This is a genomic window from Rhizobium oryzicola (genome assembly GCF_030504645.1).
GTDB lineage: Bacteria > Pseudomonadota > Alphaproteobacteria > Rhizobiales > Rhizobiaceae > Neorhizobium > Neorhizobium oryzicola.
In genome coordinates, this window is the sequence record NZ_JAUKWQ010000001.1 from 1,236,044 (window position 1) to 1,252,191 (window position 16,148).

Consider the following 16,148-nt stretch of genomic DNA (forward strand, 5'->3'; position numbering starts at 1 on the left):
TGTCAATCATGTTTATCGGCCGACATGGCGGCTTAGGATCACTTTTCTTCGAGACCCTGGGAGCAGACCTGTTTACGGGAGCCCATCCACAGTGTGCCGAAGCGGCAAGGGCTCCCTGGCTTAAAGCTTAAGAGAAGTTTAAATCTTTAAACTTGCATCATTAGTATAGTGTCATTCGTGTAGATTCTGGATTGGAATACCTCTGCATTACACCTCCTGATTGACGATGCTTGATGCTGCTCAGTCGATTTTCGGCAAAGATCGAGATTTATTTCCAAGCGGCCGGAACAAATTGAGCGGGGCCGAATTATTGCGCTTCGAGTAGCGAACGCGCGGCGCAGGGTTTTTCTTCAAGCATGGCCTTGCAACGCGATCGCAAACTCGATCTGGCAGGTATGTGTTTTGCGTTGAAGGCTCTGTGGCGCATGGGAGGGGTGCAAATTGCGCTTTTCCGTTTCCATGGGGCGATCCCTCCACAGATTCCGACAGAGCGGGTTTGGCTGCTCACCCCGTTGTTGTGCCACCTGCACAGACGGGCAAAGCGTCGGGCGATGATGGCCTGATTGTATCTGACTGCGTGGCTCATGAGGGGTCGGGCATGTCGATTGTCAGGCTCATCTTCGGAGACATCATGTCCTTCCTCGCCAATGCCAAGATCCGTACAAAAATCCTTTCCCTGATCATCCCGCTCTCACTCATCGGCATCGGCGGTGTTGGAACGCTTGCCTATAGTTACAAACTTGCGGACACGGCCTATTCCGATTTCATCGCGCAGGATGCCATAGGCACTATCGAGATGTCGCGGACCAACGCCTCGCTGGTGGCCGTCTCCGCCGACCTCAGTCAGGCGATCATTCAGGGCGAGCAGTCGCTCGATACGGCGCCGCTGATCCAAAGCTACCGCGATGATTTGGCCCAGATCCGGCAAAGATTGGCGCATGCCGGGACCCTTATGTCCGACTTCACCGCGGACATTGACGTGATCGGCAACCGGATCGCCGAGGTGATAGCGCAGACGGACCAAGTTGCAGGCTTCATCAGCCAGAACAAGTTCGCAGATGCGCGCAAGACAATGATGCAGGTCATGCCGGCCATTACCAGCCTGCGTCAGGCTATCCGCCAGTTGAATGAGCGAAATCTCAATGGCGTGGTCACCGGTTCAGACGAGTTAACTGATAAAACGAATGCGATGATCCTGTATTCGGTGGGAGCGCTCTCCGTCCTGTTTACGGTCGGCATTCTATTCTCCCTTTTTGTAGCAACACGCGGCATCACCGGGCCGATTGCCCAATTGCGTGCTCGCATGCTGTCCTTGGCGCAGGGTGACACGCAGGCGGAACTGCCAGGTATCGGCCGCAAGGACGAGATCGGCCAGATGGCTGATGCAGTTGCCGTGTTCCGCGACAATGCCATTGAGCGCATTCGGCTGGAGGAAGAGGCCGATGCCAATCGAAGCCTTTCCGAACGGGAACGTATGGAACGTGATCGCTTGCGCGCCGAGGAAGCGGGAAACGTGAAATTCGCCGTGGACAATCTGGCGCAAGGGTTGGCGAAGCTCTCCGATGGCGATGTGTCCTACCGCATCTCCACCCCCTTCGTGGCGGCGCTTGATGGCGTGCGCGGCGACTTCAATACCTCTGCCGAAAAGCTTCAGCTGGCGTTGCTGCGCGTGGCTGAAAACGCGCATGCCATCAACGCGGGTGCCAACGAGATGAAATCGTCCGCTGATGATCTGGCCAAGCGGACCGAGCAGCAGGCCGCTGCGGTGGAGGAGACCGCTGCCGCACTGGAAGAAATCACCACCACAGTGAAGGACTCCACCCGCCGCGCACAGGAAGCTGGCGCCTTGGTGGCGCGCACCCGCAAGGGGGCCGAACAATCCGGCACTGTCGTGCGCCGTGCCGTCTCGGCTATGGAAAAAATCGAGAAATCCTCAAGCGAGATCAGCTCGATCATCGGTGTCATCGATGAGATCGCCTTCCAGACCAATCTTTTGGCTCTCAATGCGGGCGTGGAAGCGGCACGCGCCGGCGAGGCGGGCAAGGGTTTTGCAGTCGTCGCGCAGGAGGTGCGTGAACTGGCGCAACGATCCGCGACTGCGGCCAAGGAAATTAAGGGCCTGATCCAGACCTCCAACGAACAGGTTCAGGAAGGTGTGGCGCTGGTGGGTGAAACGGGCAGGGCGCTCGAAGTGATTGTCGCCGAGGTGCAGGAGATCAACCAGAATGTTCTGGCGATTGTCGAGGCGGCACAGGAACAGTCTTCCGGCCTTCAGCAGATCAACACGGCCGTGAACCAGATGGACCAGGACACTCAGAAGAACGCGGCCATGGTGGAGGAGACGACGGCCGCAAGCCACAGCCTCGCCACGGAGGTTGCTTCTCTCAATCATATGCTCTCGCAATTCGACCTTGGTCTGCAGGCCGCCCACGCTCCCGCTCAGCCCGCGCCACGTGAGGCGAAGCCGGTGCGGTCTGCCGTCCATGCTCTCGGTCGCAAAGTCGCCGGCGCGTTTTCTGGAAACGCAGCACTGGCCGTCAATCGCAGCGACTGGGAAGAATTCTGAGTCTCACTCCCCGCCTGAGACCAGAATGCGGAAAGGCCGCCTCGTTTGAGGCGGCCTTTCCGACGTGATGCAAAGGGCATAGGCCTCGCGAAGTGAAATCAGTGCTCTTCGTATTGGGTAAAGCTCGGATCAGCCAGATCCGCAAAGCGGGTGTATTCCGACTGGAAGGCGAGTTTGACGGTGCCGGTCGGTCCGTGACGCTGCTTGGCGATGATCACGTCTGCCGTGCCCTTCACCTTGTCCATCGTGGCTTCCCATTCCGGATATTTCGGATCGTTCGGATCGCGCGGCTCCATGTTCTTCACATAGTATTCCTCGCGGAACACGAAGAGCACCACGTCGGCGTCCTGCTCGATCGAGCCCGATTCACGCAGGTCGGAGAGCTGCGGGCGCTTGTCGTCGCGGTTTTCCACCTGACGGGAGAGCTGGGACAGCGCGATGATGGGCACGTTGAGTTCCTTGCCCAGCGCCTTCAGGCCGGTCGTGATCTGGGTCACTTCCTGCACGCGGTTTTCGCCGGATTTGCCAGAGCCGGTCATCAGCTGGATATAGTCCACCACAAGGCAATCGAGGCCGCGCTGACGCTTGAGGCGGCGGGCACGGGCGGAAAGCTGGGCAATGGAGATACCACCGGTCTGGTCGATATAGAGCGGCACCTTCTGCATCATCTGGCTGCAGGCGACGAGCTTCTCGAAATCCGCTTCGGTGATGTCACCGCGGCGGATCTTGGAGGACGAGACTTCCGTCTGCTCGGAGATGATACGGGTCGCCAGCTGTTCGGACGACATTTCGAGCGAGTAGAAGCCGACGACGCCGCCATTCTTGGCCTTGAAGGAGCCATCCGGCAGCACCTCCGGCTCGTAGGCCGCAGCGATGTTGTAGGCGATGTTGGTGGCAAGCGAGGTCTTACCCATACCGGGTCGTCCCGCCAGCACGATCAAGTCGGAACGCTGCAATCCGCCCATCTTGGCATCCAGCGACATGATCCCGGTCGAGATGCCCGACAGATGTCCGTCGCGCTCGAAGGCAGCGCCTGCCATGTCGATCGCCTGAGCGACCGCATCCGAGAAGGACTGAAAACCGCCGTCATAACGCCCGGTTTCGGCCAGTTCGAACAGGCGCCGCTCGGTATCTTCGATCTGCGCCTGCGGTGGCATGTCCAGCGGCGCGTCGAAGGCGATGTTCACCATGTCTTCGCCGATGGTGATCAGCGCGCGCCGCAGCGCGAGATCGTAGATGGCGCGGCCATAGTCTTCGGCATTGATGATGGTGACGGCTTCAGCCGCAAGGCGGGCCAGATATTGCGCCACCGTCAGATCGCCCACGCGGTCGTCCGCCGGCAGAAATGTCTTGATCGTCACCGGATGGGCGGTCTTACCCATGCGGATGATATCGCCGGCCACTTCGAAGATGCGACGATGAAGCGGCTCGTAGAAATGGGTCGGCTTCAGAAAGTCCGAAACGCGATAATAGGCATCGTTGTTGACAAGGATCGCGCCCAGGAGCGCCTGCTCAGCCTCCAGGTTGTTCGGGGCTTCGCGATAATGCGGCTCGTTGTTGGGAGCGGGCGCAAGTTTCCGCGCTGCTTCGTTCATGTCGTCAATCCAATCTCGTCAAGTCGAACCTCCACATTACCGCAGGCGCGCGCCGATGACAGGCTCCCATTGCGAACCCACATCGATTCACAGGGGTGAATCGGAAAAGCGAGCGCATGCGCAGTTTTCGGTTGACTGTGGTCTTCTCCGAATCACCGGAGACCATGCTCATAACTACGCTTGATCGATACCGATGCGAAGCGTCCATTGGGGGCGGTCGCTCCTGCATTCATGCATGGCTCCGATGTGAAACTTGATACTTGATAATTTTCGGCGCGCGAATAAATAGGCATAAAATAGATAGCAACCTAATTATCAGGATGTATTATCAATGTCCCGTCATACCGTGACAGAACGCCTGTTTGACGAGATGTCGGCCTTCAACCGCAGACTTCGTGCCATGTTCGACATGAAGGCGAGGGAGACTGGTCTGACGCTTTCGCGGGCCCGCGTTCTGTTTGCGCTCGGTCGCCGAGGTAGCCTCAGTCAGAAAGATCTGGCGCAGGAATTGGAAATCGAGACGCCGACGCTGGTTCGCGTTCTCGATGGCATGGAATCGCAGGGCCTGATCGAGCGTCGGGCCGAAGATAGCGACCGCCGCGTGAAACAGATCCACGTGACAGCAGAAGGCGAGGTGGTCGGTAGAACTGTTCAAGCCTTGGCGCGCCAGTTGCGGCAGGATCTGGTGACCGAGATCCCGGAAGAGGATCTTGCGAATGCATTGCGCGTTCTCCTGAAACTCAACAGCAATATGTCCAACATCACGTCCGGGGAGGCTGAATGATGAGCGAAGCAAGAGCCCTGGCCGAGGTTGACGAACCTGAAGAACAGGTGCAGCAGAGTTCGGCTCCAGCCACCTACCCACGGCTTGTACTGGCGACACCGGCGGGCGCACCTATCCCGGTAGAACAGCGTCCGGCCTGGTTGACGGCTCTCTACATCTGTTCAGGCTTCCTGATGTTCCTGGCGCAGGGGCTGGGGCTGAACATCGTCAACGTGAATCTCTATCAGCTGCAGGGCACGTTTTCTGCGACGATCGCCGAAGTTGCCGCCCTGTCGGCCGCCTATATGGCGCCCTATGCCAGCCTGTCGCTCGCGCTCTTCAAGATCCGCGTTCAATACGGCCTGCGCCCCTTTGCGGAGCTCAGCATTCTCGCTTTCGTGCTGGCTGCCTGCCTCAACCTCTTCGTGACCGATTTGCATTCGGCGATGGTGGTGCGTTTCATCAGCGGCATGGCCGCCGCGCCCCTATCATCGCTCGGCTTTCTCTATCTGCTGGAAGCCTTCCCGCCGGAACGCAAGTTCACGCTCGGTCTCAGCCTGGCGCTGATGGGCACGCTGCTCGCCGCACCGATTGCGCGCATCATCTCGCCCGTCATGCTGGATATGGACGGTTATCACGCGCTCTACACCATGGAACTCGGCCTTGCGCTGATGGCGCTTCCGGTCATCTATCTCCTGCCGCTGACGCCGCCGCCGCATGCCAAGGTGATCCAGCGCACGGACGTCTTCACCTATCTCCTGCTCGCGATCGGCCTCGGTCTGCTCGCCATCACCTTCACGCTCGGCCGCTTTTACTGGTGGCTGGAAGCCCCCTGGTTGGGTGTGATGCTGGCAGTGGCAATTGCATGTCTGACCCTGTTCGGCATGATCGAGCTTCGCCGCGAAAATCCGCTACTGGATCTGCGCTGGATCTTTTCCCGCCAGAACCTGCATCTTGCGGGCGTGCTGATCGTGTTCCGCGCGGTGACGTCGGAACAGTCGACTACGTCTGTCGGCTTCTTCCAGCAGCTTGGCTTCCAGAATGATCAAATGCAGGTGCTCTATGGTTTCGTCCTGCTGGCCTCCATCCTCGGTGGACTGTTCTGCGCCGGGCTGATGGTGGCCAAGCGTCCCGGTCTTGCGCATGTGATCGCGCTTGCCCTGATTGCGGCTGGCGCCTTCCTCGACAGCCAATCGAACAACCTGACTCGGCCGGAACAGATGTATCTCAGCCAGTCGCTGATTGCCTTCGGTGCTGCCATGTTCCTGCCGCCGGTCATGGCGCAGGGGTTCGCCTCGGCCATTCAGCGGGGGGCACCCTATCTGGTGAACTTCATCACCATCTTCCTGTTCACGCAGATCACCGGCTCGGTCATCATGACGGCAGCGCTCGGCAGCTTCGTCACCATCCGGGAAAAGTTTCATTCCTCGATCCTGGTCGAGAATGTGCTGCTCACCAATCCGGTTGTCGCCCAGCGCGTGTCGCAGCTTGCCGCTTCCTATGCGAAGACCATTACCGACAAGACGCTGCTGAATGCCGAAGGCGTCGCACTGCTCAGCCAGCAGGTGCAGCGGGAAGCCTATGTGCTCGCCTATAACGACACGTTCTGGCTGATCGGCTGCGTGACCCTCTTCTCTCTTTTCGTTCTTCTTCTTCACCTCGCATGGAACCGCATCGCGGAGGCAATGGCTGCCATCCGCCAAGGCGCCGCGGGGTCAGACACATCCAAGCAGGTATAACGACAATGAAGAAAATTTTTTCCGCTTCGACCCTCATCGTGTTGCTGGTCGGTCTGCTCGGCATTGGCCTCGTGCTTTATGCATGGCGGCTGCCACCCTTCACCAGCAGTGTCGAGATGACAGACAACGCCTATGTCCGCGGTTATGTGACGGTCATGAGCCCGCAGGTCAGCGGCTATGTGGTGGATGTTCCGGTCAAGGATTACCAGGAAGTGCGTCAGGGGCAGGTGCTGGTCAAGATCGATGACCGCACCTATCAGCAGAAGCTTGCCCAGGCGGAAGCAACGCTGGCCAGCCAGAAGGCTTCTCTGAACAATTCCCGCCAGCAGGAAAATTCGGCCAATGCCAATATTGCCTCCAGCCAGGCATCGGTGGATAGCGCGCAGGCAAGCCTGAAGCAGGCGCAACTGGCCTTCGAACGCCAGGAAAATCTCGGCCGCAGCGGTGTCGGCACATCAAGCGCGCAGGAGACTGCTGCTGCCGACCTTGAAAAGGCCAAGGCCTCTGTTGCGCAGGCCAAGGCAGCGCTGGAGGTGTCGCGCCAGGATCTCCAGACCATTCTCACCAATCGCGCTTCCCTCGAAGCGGCGGTCAGCAATGCGGAAGCCTCCGTCGCGCTTGCCAAGATCGACCTGGAAAACACCGAAGTTCGAGCACCTCAGAACGGCAAGGTGGGTGAGGTCGGCGCACGGCTTGGCCAATACGTCACTGCCGGTACACAGCTGATGTCCGTGGTGCCTGACGATGTCTGGGTGATTGCCAATTATAAGGAAACCCAGTTGGACGGCATGAAGGTTGGCCAGCCCGTCGCCATCCGCGTCGATGCACTCGGCCATCAGGAACTGCGTGGTCGCGTCGAGCGCTTTTCGCCGGCTGCTGCTTCGGAATTCGCCGTCATTCGCTCCGACAATGCGACGGGCAATTTCGTCAAGATCGCGCAGCGTGTGGGCGTGCGCATCTCTATTGACCAGGACCAGCCGCTCGCCAAACAGCTGGAGCCGGGCATGTCTGTCGTGGTGCGGATCGACACGGATGCGGCGCCGGAAGTGCGGTAAGAAGAGCGGGCCAAGCAATGTGCTTTTCACCCCCTCTGTCCTGCCGGACATCTCCCCCACACGGGGGGAGATCAGCAGAACGGTTGCCCGCTCGCTTCCCCGTCATTGCCGATGAACAAGACGATTGCGCTGAGCCACGATAGTTCGCCAAAGGGAGCGGCAACTGATCTCCCCCCGTGTGGGGGAGATGCCCGGCAGGGCAGAGGTGGTAGCTTCATCCACAGGCTGGACGACACCATAAACCAAACAAAAAGCTCCGGGGCCATGCGGACCCGGAGCCTTTTTACAAGATAAGAGACGCGAATTAAGCGTCTTCGTCCAGACCGTCTGCATCCGGATCGAAGAAGTCTTCCGGACGAAGAGCGTCTTCGTCAACGCCGTAGATGGCGTCAGCGGAGGTGAGGCTTTCGCCCTTGGCCTGACGCTCGGCTTCTTCAGCAGAACGGGCAACGTTGAGCTCGACTTCGATCTCAACTTCGGAATGCAGGTGCAGGGTAACCTTGTGCAGACCGATTTCCTTGATCGGGTTGTTCAGGTCAACCTGGTTGCGGGCAATGTTGAAGCCTTCGCCAGCGAGGATTTCGGCAATGTCACGAGCCGCAACCGAGCCGTACAGCTGGCCGGTTTCGCCGGCAGCGCGCACGACGATGAAGGACTTGCCTTCCAGCGATTCGGCAACCTTCTGGGCTTCCGACTTGCGCTCGAGGTTACGGGCTTCGAGCGTTGCGCGCTCGGATTCAAAGCGAGCCTTGTTGGCAGCGTTGGCGCGCAGCGCCTTGCCTTGCGGCAGAAGGAAGTTACGCGCGAAGCCGTCGCGTACCTTCACCACTTCGCCCATCTGGCCAAGCTTGGAAATGCGTTCAAGAAGAATGACGTCCATTTTTCGTTCCTTTCACGTTCGAATGTCAGGTGTCTGTCTTGTTCGGGGTGGGGCGCGTCGGCGTCAGTGCGATCGTCCGGCGCGTATCGCTGAGGCCGATGATGAGGATCACCAGAGCCGGCAGCAGCATCATGGAAGAAATGTAAGCGAGGATCAGGCCGGGAATGCGCCAGTCCTTGCCCTTGCTGCGGAAGTGCAGGGAGGCGAAACCTGCCATCAGGAAACCTGCACCGAAGGTCCCGCAGATCGTGGCACCGATCATGGCCGGCACGCCGCCGACGAAGGTCAGGATAATGCCTGCGAGAAAGATGAAGATGGAATTGCGGCTCATGCGCAGCGCGGACGGCATGTCCTCGATCGGGCGAAGGCCGCGACCGCTGCGGGCAACGACCCGCACCGCAATGTAGAAGACGGCAAACAGAAGAAAGACCCAGAGACCGCCCTGAACCATCGGCAGCATCAGAACGATCATCTTCTTCGTCTGCACCAGCGTTCCGGCATCGGGCGCCATCGGCGACCCCTGACGGCTCAGGCCAAGCGCCATGGCATCCACAACGCGACTGGTGAGCTCCGGGCCGTAGCCGATCATGGCGCCGAGGACGACAACCGCAATCGTGACCAGCGAGCAGAGATGCAGCAGGATGTCCGAGATCGGATACCAGGCCATCAGATGATCCGGGCCGCCGAGTTCGGAGGCCGGGCGCGCGAGATTTGCCAGATGCGACAGCCAGCCTGCCGGGATCAGCGTGAAGATCGCCATGGCGAGTGCAAAGAAGGGGGAAACGAGAAGCGCGCCGAGGACTGCAGCGGTCACGATCGCAACGATCGCGGTGCGGTTTCCCCAGCCGAGGCCAGCGACCAGAACGGGAAGGGCGGAAGAAGCATAGAGAACGGAGGCAAACGACGGCTGCGCATTCGCACCCAGCACCAGCAGGGTCGATGCAATGCCGGCCAGAATGCCGGTCGTCAGCACGGTTTGGTTCAATCCGATCACGTCTCGCTGTCCTGCCGGTTCAAGCAGTTAGGGGATCTTGCCTGAATCATTTTCTCAGGCAGGTCATCCCCAACATGGGGTTTTTGGTTTCCGATCCACGCCCACCGTGGAAGGGAAGAAGCCGCTGACGGATCAGCGGCTTCGGATACTGGCGTCGATTAGGAAACGACGTAGGGCAGCAGGCCGAGGAAGCGGGCGCGCTTGATGGCCTGGGCCAGTTCGCGCTGCTTCTTCTGGGAAACGGCCGTGATGCGGGACGGAACGATCTTGCCGCGCTCCGAAATGTAGCGCTGCAAGAGACGAACGTCCTTATAATCGATCCGCGGAGCGTTTGCGCCCGAGAAGGGGCAGGTCTTGCGGCGGCGATGGAAGGGGCGGCGTGCCGGAGCAGAGGATGCGTCAGCCATTGGTAATTCTCCTTAAGCTCTCGAATTAAGCGCGGTCTTCGCGCGGACGGCGCTCGAAGCCGCCTTCACGCGGGCCACGGTCCGGACGCGGACCACGGTCGCCGAAGCCACCTTCGCGGCGCGGGCCACGATCATCGCCATCACGGCGCGGACGGTCGTCGCGGTCGCGCTTCTGCATCATGGCAGACGCACCTTCTTCGTGCTTCTCGACGGCGATCGTCATGTAGCGAAGAACGTCTTCGTTGATGCGCATCTGACGCTCCATCTCATGCACGGCAGCAGCCGGTGCATCGATGTCCATGAGCGCGTAGTGAGCCTTGCGGTTCTTCTTGATGCGGTACGTCAGGGACTTGAGGCCCCAGTTTTCGATGCGCCCGACCTTGCCGCCGTTAGCTTCGATGACGCCCTTGTACTGTTCGACGAGGGCATCAACCTGCTGAGCGGACATATCCTGCCGGGCAAGGAATACATGTTCGTAAAGAGCCATTGTAGACTTGCCTTTCTTGCGGTTGTCTGTTGCCCGGAAATCGGCGGCTAAGCCTCAACGACTGGTCTTGGAAGGGAAGAACCCGAAGCAAGAAAAGCGTTACGATCGAGACGGTCGAGAGCGGAGACACGGGAGACCGGAACCCTGTGGTCCCTGCGGTTCCATTTGCGGAACCAGCCCTCCGTACAGCCACCAGCCAGAAGACCGGGCGTTTCGAACGGGCCGCTTATACGCAAGTTTGCCGCAAATGCAAGGGCCGGCCGGGATTTTGTCCCATGGCAACTGATCTCGCCCGTAAACCGGCTGGTCCGTCGAAGCGTAGTGCTCTGCATATATCAGGAGCGGGTCATGCACTACGTATCAATCACAGGCTTTCGCGTGCGGTCCCCCTGGCATTTGCCAGGCTTCTTCTGGCATGCCGTCCGCTCCATGCGACAGGCGCAGGCGGCTGATGGGAACATCTTCGCTGAAGCGCAACGGATTGAAGGTGTATTTCACACCCTGTCGGTGTGGCGGGATCGCAAGGCGATGCTGGCTTATCTCACCGCTGGGGCGCATCGCAAGGCCATGGCAGCGTCGGCGAACCTCGGGGCAGGCTATGCCTTCGGCTTCGAGGGAGACCTCGTGCCCGATTGGGCGGAGGTGCATGCGCTCTGGCTCGAGGAGGGTGCCCGCCGGACAGATGCCCGGCAGACGGCTGCGTGAGCTTATCCGGCCTTATCAGATCGGAGCCGGATACTGGCGGTGGATCGCCGCGATCTCCTTGAGGATATCGTCCGACAGCGTGACGTCGGCAGCGCCGATATTGATCTTCAGCTGTTCCATGGAGGTGGCGCCGATGATGACCGAGGCCATGAAGGGTCTGGTCAGGCAGAAGGCGAGCGCCAGCTGCGACGGGTCGATGCCGTGCTTCCTGGCAAGCTCCACATACGCGCGGGTGGGTGCTTCCTGATAGGGCACGAGACGGCCGCCGATATCGCCGTTGATCGAACCGCGGGAACCCGCGGGCTTCGTGCCGTCGAGATACTTGCCGCTAAGGATGCCGCCGGCGAGTGGCGAGTAGGCAAGAAGACCGACATCTTCATGGTGGGACAGTTCCGCCAGGTCGAGGTCGTAGTGGCGATACAGAAGATTGTACTCGTTCTGGATGGTTGCGACGCGCGGCAGGCCCTTCTGCTCGGCAATGCTGAGGAACTTCTGCGTGCCCCAGGTGGTTTCGTTCGAAAGACCGATCGCGCGGATCTTGCCCTCCTTCACGATTTCGCCCAGCACCTCCAGCTTTTCCTCGATTTCGGCAATCGTCTGTGCCTTGTCCTGACTGTATGGATTATAAGTCCAGGCGCTGCGGAAATGGAAATGGCCACGGTTCGGCCAGTGGATTTGGTAGAGATCGATGTAATCGGTCTTGAGGCGCTCCAAGCTTGCATCCACCGCCTGGCGGATCGTGTCCCGATTGATGGGCGCGCCGTTGCGGATATGCGGGCGTCCGCCGCCGGCTACCTTGGTGGCGAGGATGACCTTGTCACGCTTGCCTGATGTCTCGAACCAGTTGCCGATCAATCTTTCCGTATCGGCATAAGTGTCTGCGGAAACCGGTGTGGTGGGATAAAGTTCGGCGGTGTCGAAAAAGTTCACGCCCTGATCGAGCGCATAATCCATCTGTTCGAAGGCTTCGTCCTGAGTGTTCTGCGAACCCCAGGTCATGGTGCCGAGGCAGATTTCGGACACGGAAATGTCCGTGCGGCCGAGTGTCTTGAATTTCATGGGATCAGTCCTGTCGTGGAAGGCTGCAGGAATTTAAGCAGGAATTGTTGCAACGCAAGACATTCTCGCCGCATTCACCGCCCACTCGCAGACATTTATTGCTGCAACCAAACCGCGCCGAAAATGATCGGGAATTCTGTGCATCATGCCTTTGCTGCCACCGGATGACAGGCTTGTAAAAGCCCGTTGGCCTTGACTTGGCGGGGCAGAATGTGAATGGAAAGGCAAAAATAAGGGAAGGAATGACATCCCATGAGTATTGCATTTACATTTCCAGGCCAGGGCAGCCAGTCCGTCGGCATGGGCAAGGACCTTGCCGAGGCGTTCCCGGAAGCGCGTGCCGTGTTCGAAGAAGTGGACGAGGCCCTTGGCCAGAAACTGTCTGACATCATGTGGAATGGTCCGGAAGACCAGCTGACGCTGACGGCCAATGCCCAGCCGGCGCTGATGGCCGTGTCGCTGGCGGTGATGCGCGTGCTGGAAGCCGGTGGCCTCAAGCTGTCGGATAAGGTTGCCTATGTGGCGGGCCATTCGCTTGGCGAATATTCGGCGCTGGCTTCCGCCGGTACCTTCTCGATTGCCGATACGGCTCGCCTTCTGCGCATTCGCGGTGATGCCATGCAGTCTGCCGTGCCGGTAGGCGAGGGCGCCATGGCGGCCATCATCGGCCTTGAACAGGCGGATGTGGAAGCGGCATGTGCCGAAGCCAAGGCGCTCGGCGTCTGCCAGATCGCCAATGACAATGGCGGTGGCCAACTCGTCATTTCCGGCTCCAAGGCAGCTGTTGAAAAGGCTGCGGCACTCGCGACCGAAAAGGGCGCAAAGCGCGCCATCATGCTGCCGGTCTCGGCTCCCTTCCATTCGGACCTGATGGCGCCGGCTGCCCATGCCATGGCGCATGCGTTGGACAAGGTTGCCAAGCAGAACCCGGTCGTGCCTGTTGTCGCCAATGTCCGCGCCGCGCCGGTGACGGATGCCGACGAGATCGCAAAGCTCTTGGTCGCGCAGGTCACGGGCCAGGTGCGCTGGCGCGAAACGGTGGAATGGTTCGGTGCCAATGGCGTCACGACGCTTTATGAAATCGGCGCCGGCAAGGTGCTGACCGGGCTTGCCCGCCGCATCGACAAGAATGTAACCGGCATTGCCGTCAACACTCCGGCCGATATCGAGGCCGCCCTGAAAACACTCCTCGGCTGATTGCGAAGGATTACGAACATGTTTGATTTGACCGGCCGCAAGGCCTTGGTAACGGGCGCAACCGGCGGCATCGGCGAAGAGATTGCCCGCCTGCTGCACAAGCAGGGCGCAACGGTTGGCCTGCACGGCACGCGCGCGGAAAAGCTGGAAGCATTGGCCGCCGAGTTGGGGGATCGCGTCAAGATCTTCCCCGCGAACCTCGCTGATCGCAACGAAGTCAAGTCGCTGGGCGAGAAGGCTGAAGCCGAACTCGAAGGCGTCGACATCCTCGTCAACAATGCCGGCATCACCAAGGACGGCCTGTTCGTGCGCATGAGCGACGAGGACTGGGATGCGGTTCTGGAAGTGAACCTGACGGCCACCTTCCGCCTGACGCGCGAGCTGACGCATCCGATGATGCGCCGCCGTTTCGGCCGGATCATCAACATCACCTCGGTTGTCGGTGTCACCGGCAATCCGGGCCAGGCAAACTACTGCGCCTCCAAGGCCGGCATGATCGGTTTCTCGAAATCGCTCGCCCAGGAAATCGCCAGCCGCAACGTCACCGTCAACTGCGTGGCGCCCGGCTTCATCGAGAGCGCGATGACCGGCAAGCTGAACGACAAGCAGAAGGAAGGCATCCTGGGTGCCATTCCGATGAAGCGCATGGGCGCCGGCGCAGACATCGCGTCGGCGGTCGTTTACCTCGCTTCCAACGAAGCGGCCTACGTGACGGGGCAGACGCTGCACGTCAACGGCGGCATGGCAATGATCTGAATGGCTTGCACCTGACGGCCTCCGCCGCCGGATTGCCTGTTGGCGGCGGGGTTTCGGGTGATTTTCAGGCTTTGCGGCACGGAGAAACCGTGTTAAGCGGGCCTAGACTGTGTGCAGTCATCCCGATGGTCCGGGCCCGATTTTTTCGGATTGGGGCATAGAACACGGTTGAAACCGTGTATCGGGTGATCGAATTTGCCTTGGGTTGGTCTGCTAACAAGACGGCCCGGGGTTCCAACAGGGTGAGGGGTGCCGGTCAGGCATTCCAAAAGATAAAGGTCGAGGAAACCGACATGAGCGATATCGCAGAGCGCGTGAAGAAAATTGTCATTGATCATCTCGGCGTCGATGCCGACAAAGTTGTCGAAGGCGCGAGCTTCATCGACGATCTGGGCGCTGACTCCCTCGACACCGTCGAACTCGTGATGGCATTCGAAGAAGAATTCGGCGTGGAAATCCCGGACGATGCCGCTGACTCGATCCTGACGGTCGGCGACGCCGTCAAGTTCATCGAGAAGGCCCAGGCCTGATTTTCGATTGATATTCAAGAGCCCTCCATGCTTGAGTGGCTCATTGGCGGCCCGGCTTGTTCGGGCCGTTTCAGTAGGTTGAATTTAAAACTGCGGGGTGGGGCGCTGGCATGAGGCGTGTCGTTATCACCGGTATCGGTATGGTATCTCCTTTGGGCTGCGGCGCGGAAGTCACGTGGTCGCGGCTGATCGCCGGACATAACGCGGCCCGTGTTGTGACGGAGTTCGAGGTCGAGGACCTGCCCGCCAAGATTGCCTGCCGTATTCCCTTTGGCGATGGTTCCGACGGCACATACAATGCCGATAACTGGATGGAGCCGAAGGAACAGCGCAAGGTTGATCCATTCATCGTCTATGGCATGGCCGCCGCCGACATGGCGCTGGAAGATGCTGGCTGGCACCCGCAGACGGACGATGACCAGTGCGCCACGGGCGTGCTGATCGGCTCGGGTATCGGCGGCCTCGAAGGCATTGTCGAAGCTGGCTATACACTGCGCGACAAGGGTCCGCGCCGTATTTCTCCCTTCTTCATTCCCGGCCGCCTGATCAATCTGGTCTCGGGTCAGGTGTCTATCAAGCATAAGCTGCGCGGCCCGAACCATGCCGTGGTGACAGCCTGCTCAACAGGTGCGCATGCGATTGGTGACGCCAGCCGCCTGATTGCGCTCGGTGATGCCGACGTCATGGTGGCCGGCGGCGCTGAATCGCCGATCTGCCGCATCTCGCTCGCCGGCTTTGCCGCCTGCAAGGCGCTCTCCACGCAGCACAATGACGATCCGCAAAAGGCCTCGCGCCCGTATGACCGCGACCGTGACGGCTTTGTCATGGGCGAAGGTGCCGGCATCGTCGTGCTGGAAGAGCTGGAGCATGCCAAGGCCCGCGGCGCCAAGATCTATGCGGAAGTCGTCGGTTACGGCCTCTCGGGCGACGCCTATCATATCACCGCGCCATCGGAAAACGGCGAAGGCGCATTCCGTTGCATGACGGCTGCCCTGAAGCGTGCCGGCATCGATCCGTCCGAGGTGGATTACATCAACGCGCATGGCACATCGACCATGGCCGACACAATCGAACTTGGTGCCGTCGAGCGCCTCGTCGGCAATGCCGCTGGTCGCGTTTCCATGTCGTCCACCAAGTCGGCTGTCGGCCACCTGCTCGGCGCGGCGGGTGCCATCGAGGCGATCTTCTCGACGCTTGCGATCCGCGATAACATCGCGCCGCCCACGTTGAACCTTGACAATCCCGATGTTGACACGGCGATCGACCTTGTGCCGCATGTGGCGCGCAAGCGTGAGATCAACGTTGCGCTGTCCAATTCCTTCGGGTTTGGCGGCACCAATGCGTCGCTGGTCCTGCGGCGCTACGAAGGGTAAAATCCCCGGACGCTATGGCCCGGTCTGATCCGGGCCTTCGTC

Annotated in this window: 15 protein-coding genes; 9 read left to right on the plus strand and 6 right to left on the minus strand. The window is 60.0% G+C overall.

Translation table 11 applies throughout. The features are described 5' to 3' along the window. The first annotated feature begins 631 nt into the window (after positions 1-631). Positions 632-2,566: a methyl-accepting chemotaxis protein gene (locus tag Q2T52_RS06160; protein WP_302076052.1), complete on the plus strand. Its 1,935-nt coding sequence runs from the start codon at positions 632-634 to the stop codon at positions 2,564-2,566. Between the two features lie 98 nt (positions 2,567-2,664). Here Q2T52_RS06160 and Q2T52_RS06165 read toward each other — a convergent pair whose 3' ends face one another. After that, on the minus strand, positions 2,665-4,161 hold the full coding sequence (locus Q2T52_RS06165; protein ID WP_302075773.1) for a replicative DNA helicase: 1,497 nt from the start codon (positions 4,159-4,161) through the stop codon (positions 2,665-2,667). A 331-nt stretch (positions 4,162-4,492) separates the two neighbouring features. On the opposite strand from Q2T52_RS06165, the gene Q2T52_RS06170 reads away from it, so the two are divergent. From Q2T52_RS06170 to Q2T52_RS06180, 3 genes are read left to right on the plus strand one after another with little or no spacing between them, the layout of a single operon-like run. Continuing rightward, entirely contained in the window at positions 4,493-4,945 is a 453-nt protein-coding gene (locus Q2T52_RS06170) for a MarR family winged helix-turn-helix transcriptional regulator (RefSeq protein ID WP_302075774.1), read from the plus strand. Next, on the plus strand, positions 4,945-6,663 hold the full coding sequence (locus Q2T52_RS06175; RefSeq protein WP_302075775.1) for an MFS transporter: 1,719 nt from the start codon (positions 4,945-4,947) through the stop codon (positions 6,661-6,663). The genes Q2T52_RS06170 and Q2T52_RS06175 overlap by 1 nt, the downstream gene beginning before the upstream one ends. 5 nt (positions 6,664-6,668) lie before the next feature. After that, entirely contained in the window at positions 6,669-7,718 is a 1,050-nt protein-coding gene (locus Q2T52_RS06180; RefSeq protein ID WP_302075776.1) for an HlyD family secretion protein, read from the plus strand. A 304-nt stretch (positions 7,719-8,022) separates the two neighbouring features. Here the strand turns inward: Q2T52_RS06180 and rplI are convergent, their stop codons facing one another. The 4 genes from rplI to rpsF all read right to left on the minus strand — a co-directional run bounded on the left by rplI (position 8,023) and on the right by rpsF (position 10,486). After that, on the minus strand, positions 8,023-8,598 hold the full coding sequence (gene rplI, locus Q2T52_RS06185) for a 50S ribosomal protein L9 (RefSeq protein WP_302075777.1): 576 nt from the start codon (positions 8,596-8,598) through the stop codon (positions 8,023-8,025). Positions 8,599-8,623: 25 nt separating this feature from the next. Beyond that, positions 8,624-9,592 (minus strand): DUF2232 domain-containing protein, encoded by a 969-nt coding sequence (locus tag Q2T52_RS06190; protein ID WP_302075778.1) that lies wholly within the window; start codon positions 9,590-9,592, stop codon positions 8,624-8,626. A 158-nt stretch (positions 9,593-9,750) separates the two neighbouring features. Beyond that, positions 9,751-9,999, minus strand: coding sequence for a 30S ribosomal protein S18 (gene rpsR, locus Q2T52_RS06195; RefSeq protein ID WP_062552730.1), 249 nt, complete (start codon positions 9,997-9,999; stop codon positions 9,751-9,753). Positions 10,000-10,024: 25 nt separating this feature from the next. After that, positions 10,025-10,486, minus strand: coding sequence for a 30S ribosomal protein S6 (gene rpsF, locus Q2T52_RS06200; RefSeq protein ID WP_302075779.1), 462 nt, complete (start codon positions 10,484-10,486; stop codon positions 10,025-10,027). 348 nt (positions 10,487-10,834) lie between these two features. Between rpsF and Q2T52_RS06205 the strand changes: the two genes are divergently transcribed. Next, entirely contained in the window at positions 10,835-11,191 is a 357-nt protein-coding gene (locus Q2T52_RS06205) for a hypothetical protein (RefSeq protein WP_302075780.1), read from the plus strand. Between the two features lie 15 nt (positions 11,192-11,206). Here Q2T52_RS06205 and Q2T52_RS06210 read toward each other — a convergent pair whose 3' ends face one another. Further along, positions 11,207-12,250, minus strand: a complete 1,044-nt coding sequence (locus Q2T52_RS06210) for an aldo/keto reductase (protein WP_302075781.1) — start codon at positions 12,248-12,250, stop codon at positions 11,207-11,209. A 252-nt stretch (positions 12,251-12,502) separates the two neighbouring features. Between Q2T52_RS06210 and fabD the strand changes: the two genes are divergently transcribed. From fabD to fabF, 4 genes are all read left to right on the plus strand, one after another. Then, positions 12,503-13,447 (plus strand): ACP S-malonyltransferase, encoded by a 945-nt coding sequence (fabD, locus tag Q2T52_RS06215; RefSeq protein WP_302075782.1) that lies wholly within the window; start codon positions 12,503-12,505, stop codon positions 13,445-13,447. A gap of 18 nt (positions 13,448-13,465) precedes the next feature. After that, positions 13,466-14,203, plus strand: a complete 738-nt coding sequence (gene fabG, locus Q2T52_RS06220; RefSeq protein WP_302075783.1) for a 3-oxoacyl-[acyl-carrier-protein] reductase — start codon at positions 13,466-13,468, stop codon at positions 14,201-14,203. Between the two features lie 293 nt (positions 14,204-14,496). After that, positions 14,497-14,733 (plus strand): acyl carrier protein, encoded by a 237-nt coding sequence (locus Q2T52_RS06225; protein WP_003502080.1) that lies wholly within the window; start codon positions 14,497-14,499, stop codon positions 14,731-14,733. Between the two features lie 110 nt (positions 14,734-14,843). Further along, on the plus strand, positions 14,844-16,106 hold the full coding sequence (fabF, locus tag Q2T52_RS06230; RefSeq protein ID WP_302075784.1) for a beta-ketoacyl-ACP synthase II: 1,263 nt from the start codon (positions 14,844-14,846) through the stop codon (positions 16,104-16,106). Positions 16,107-16,148 lie beyond the last annotated feature (42 nt).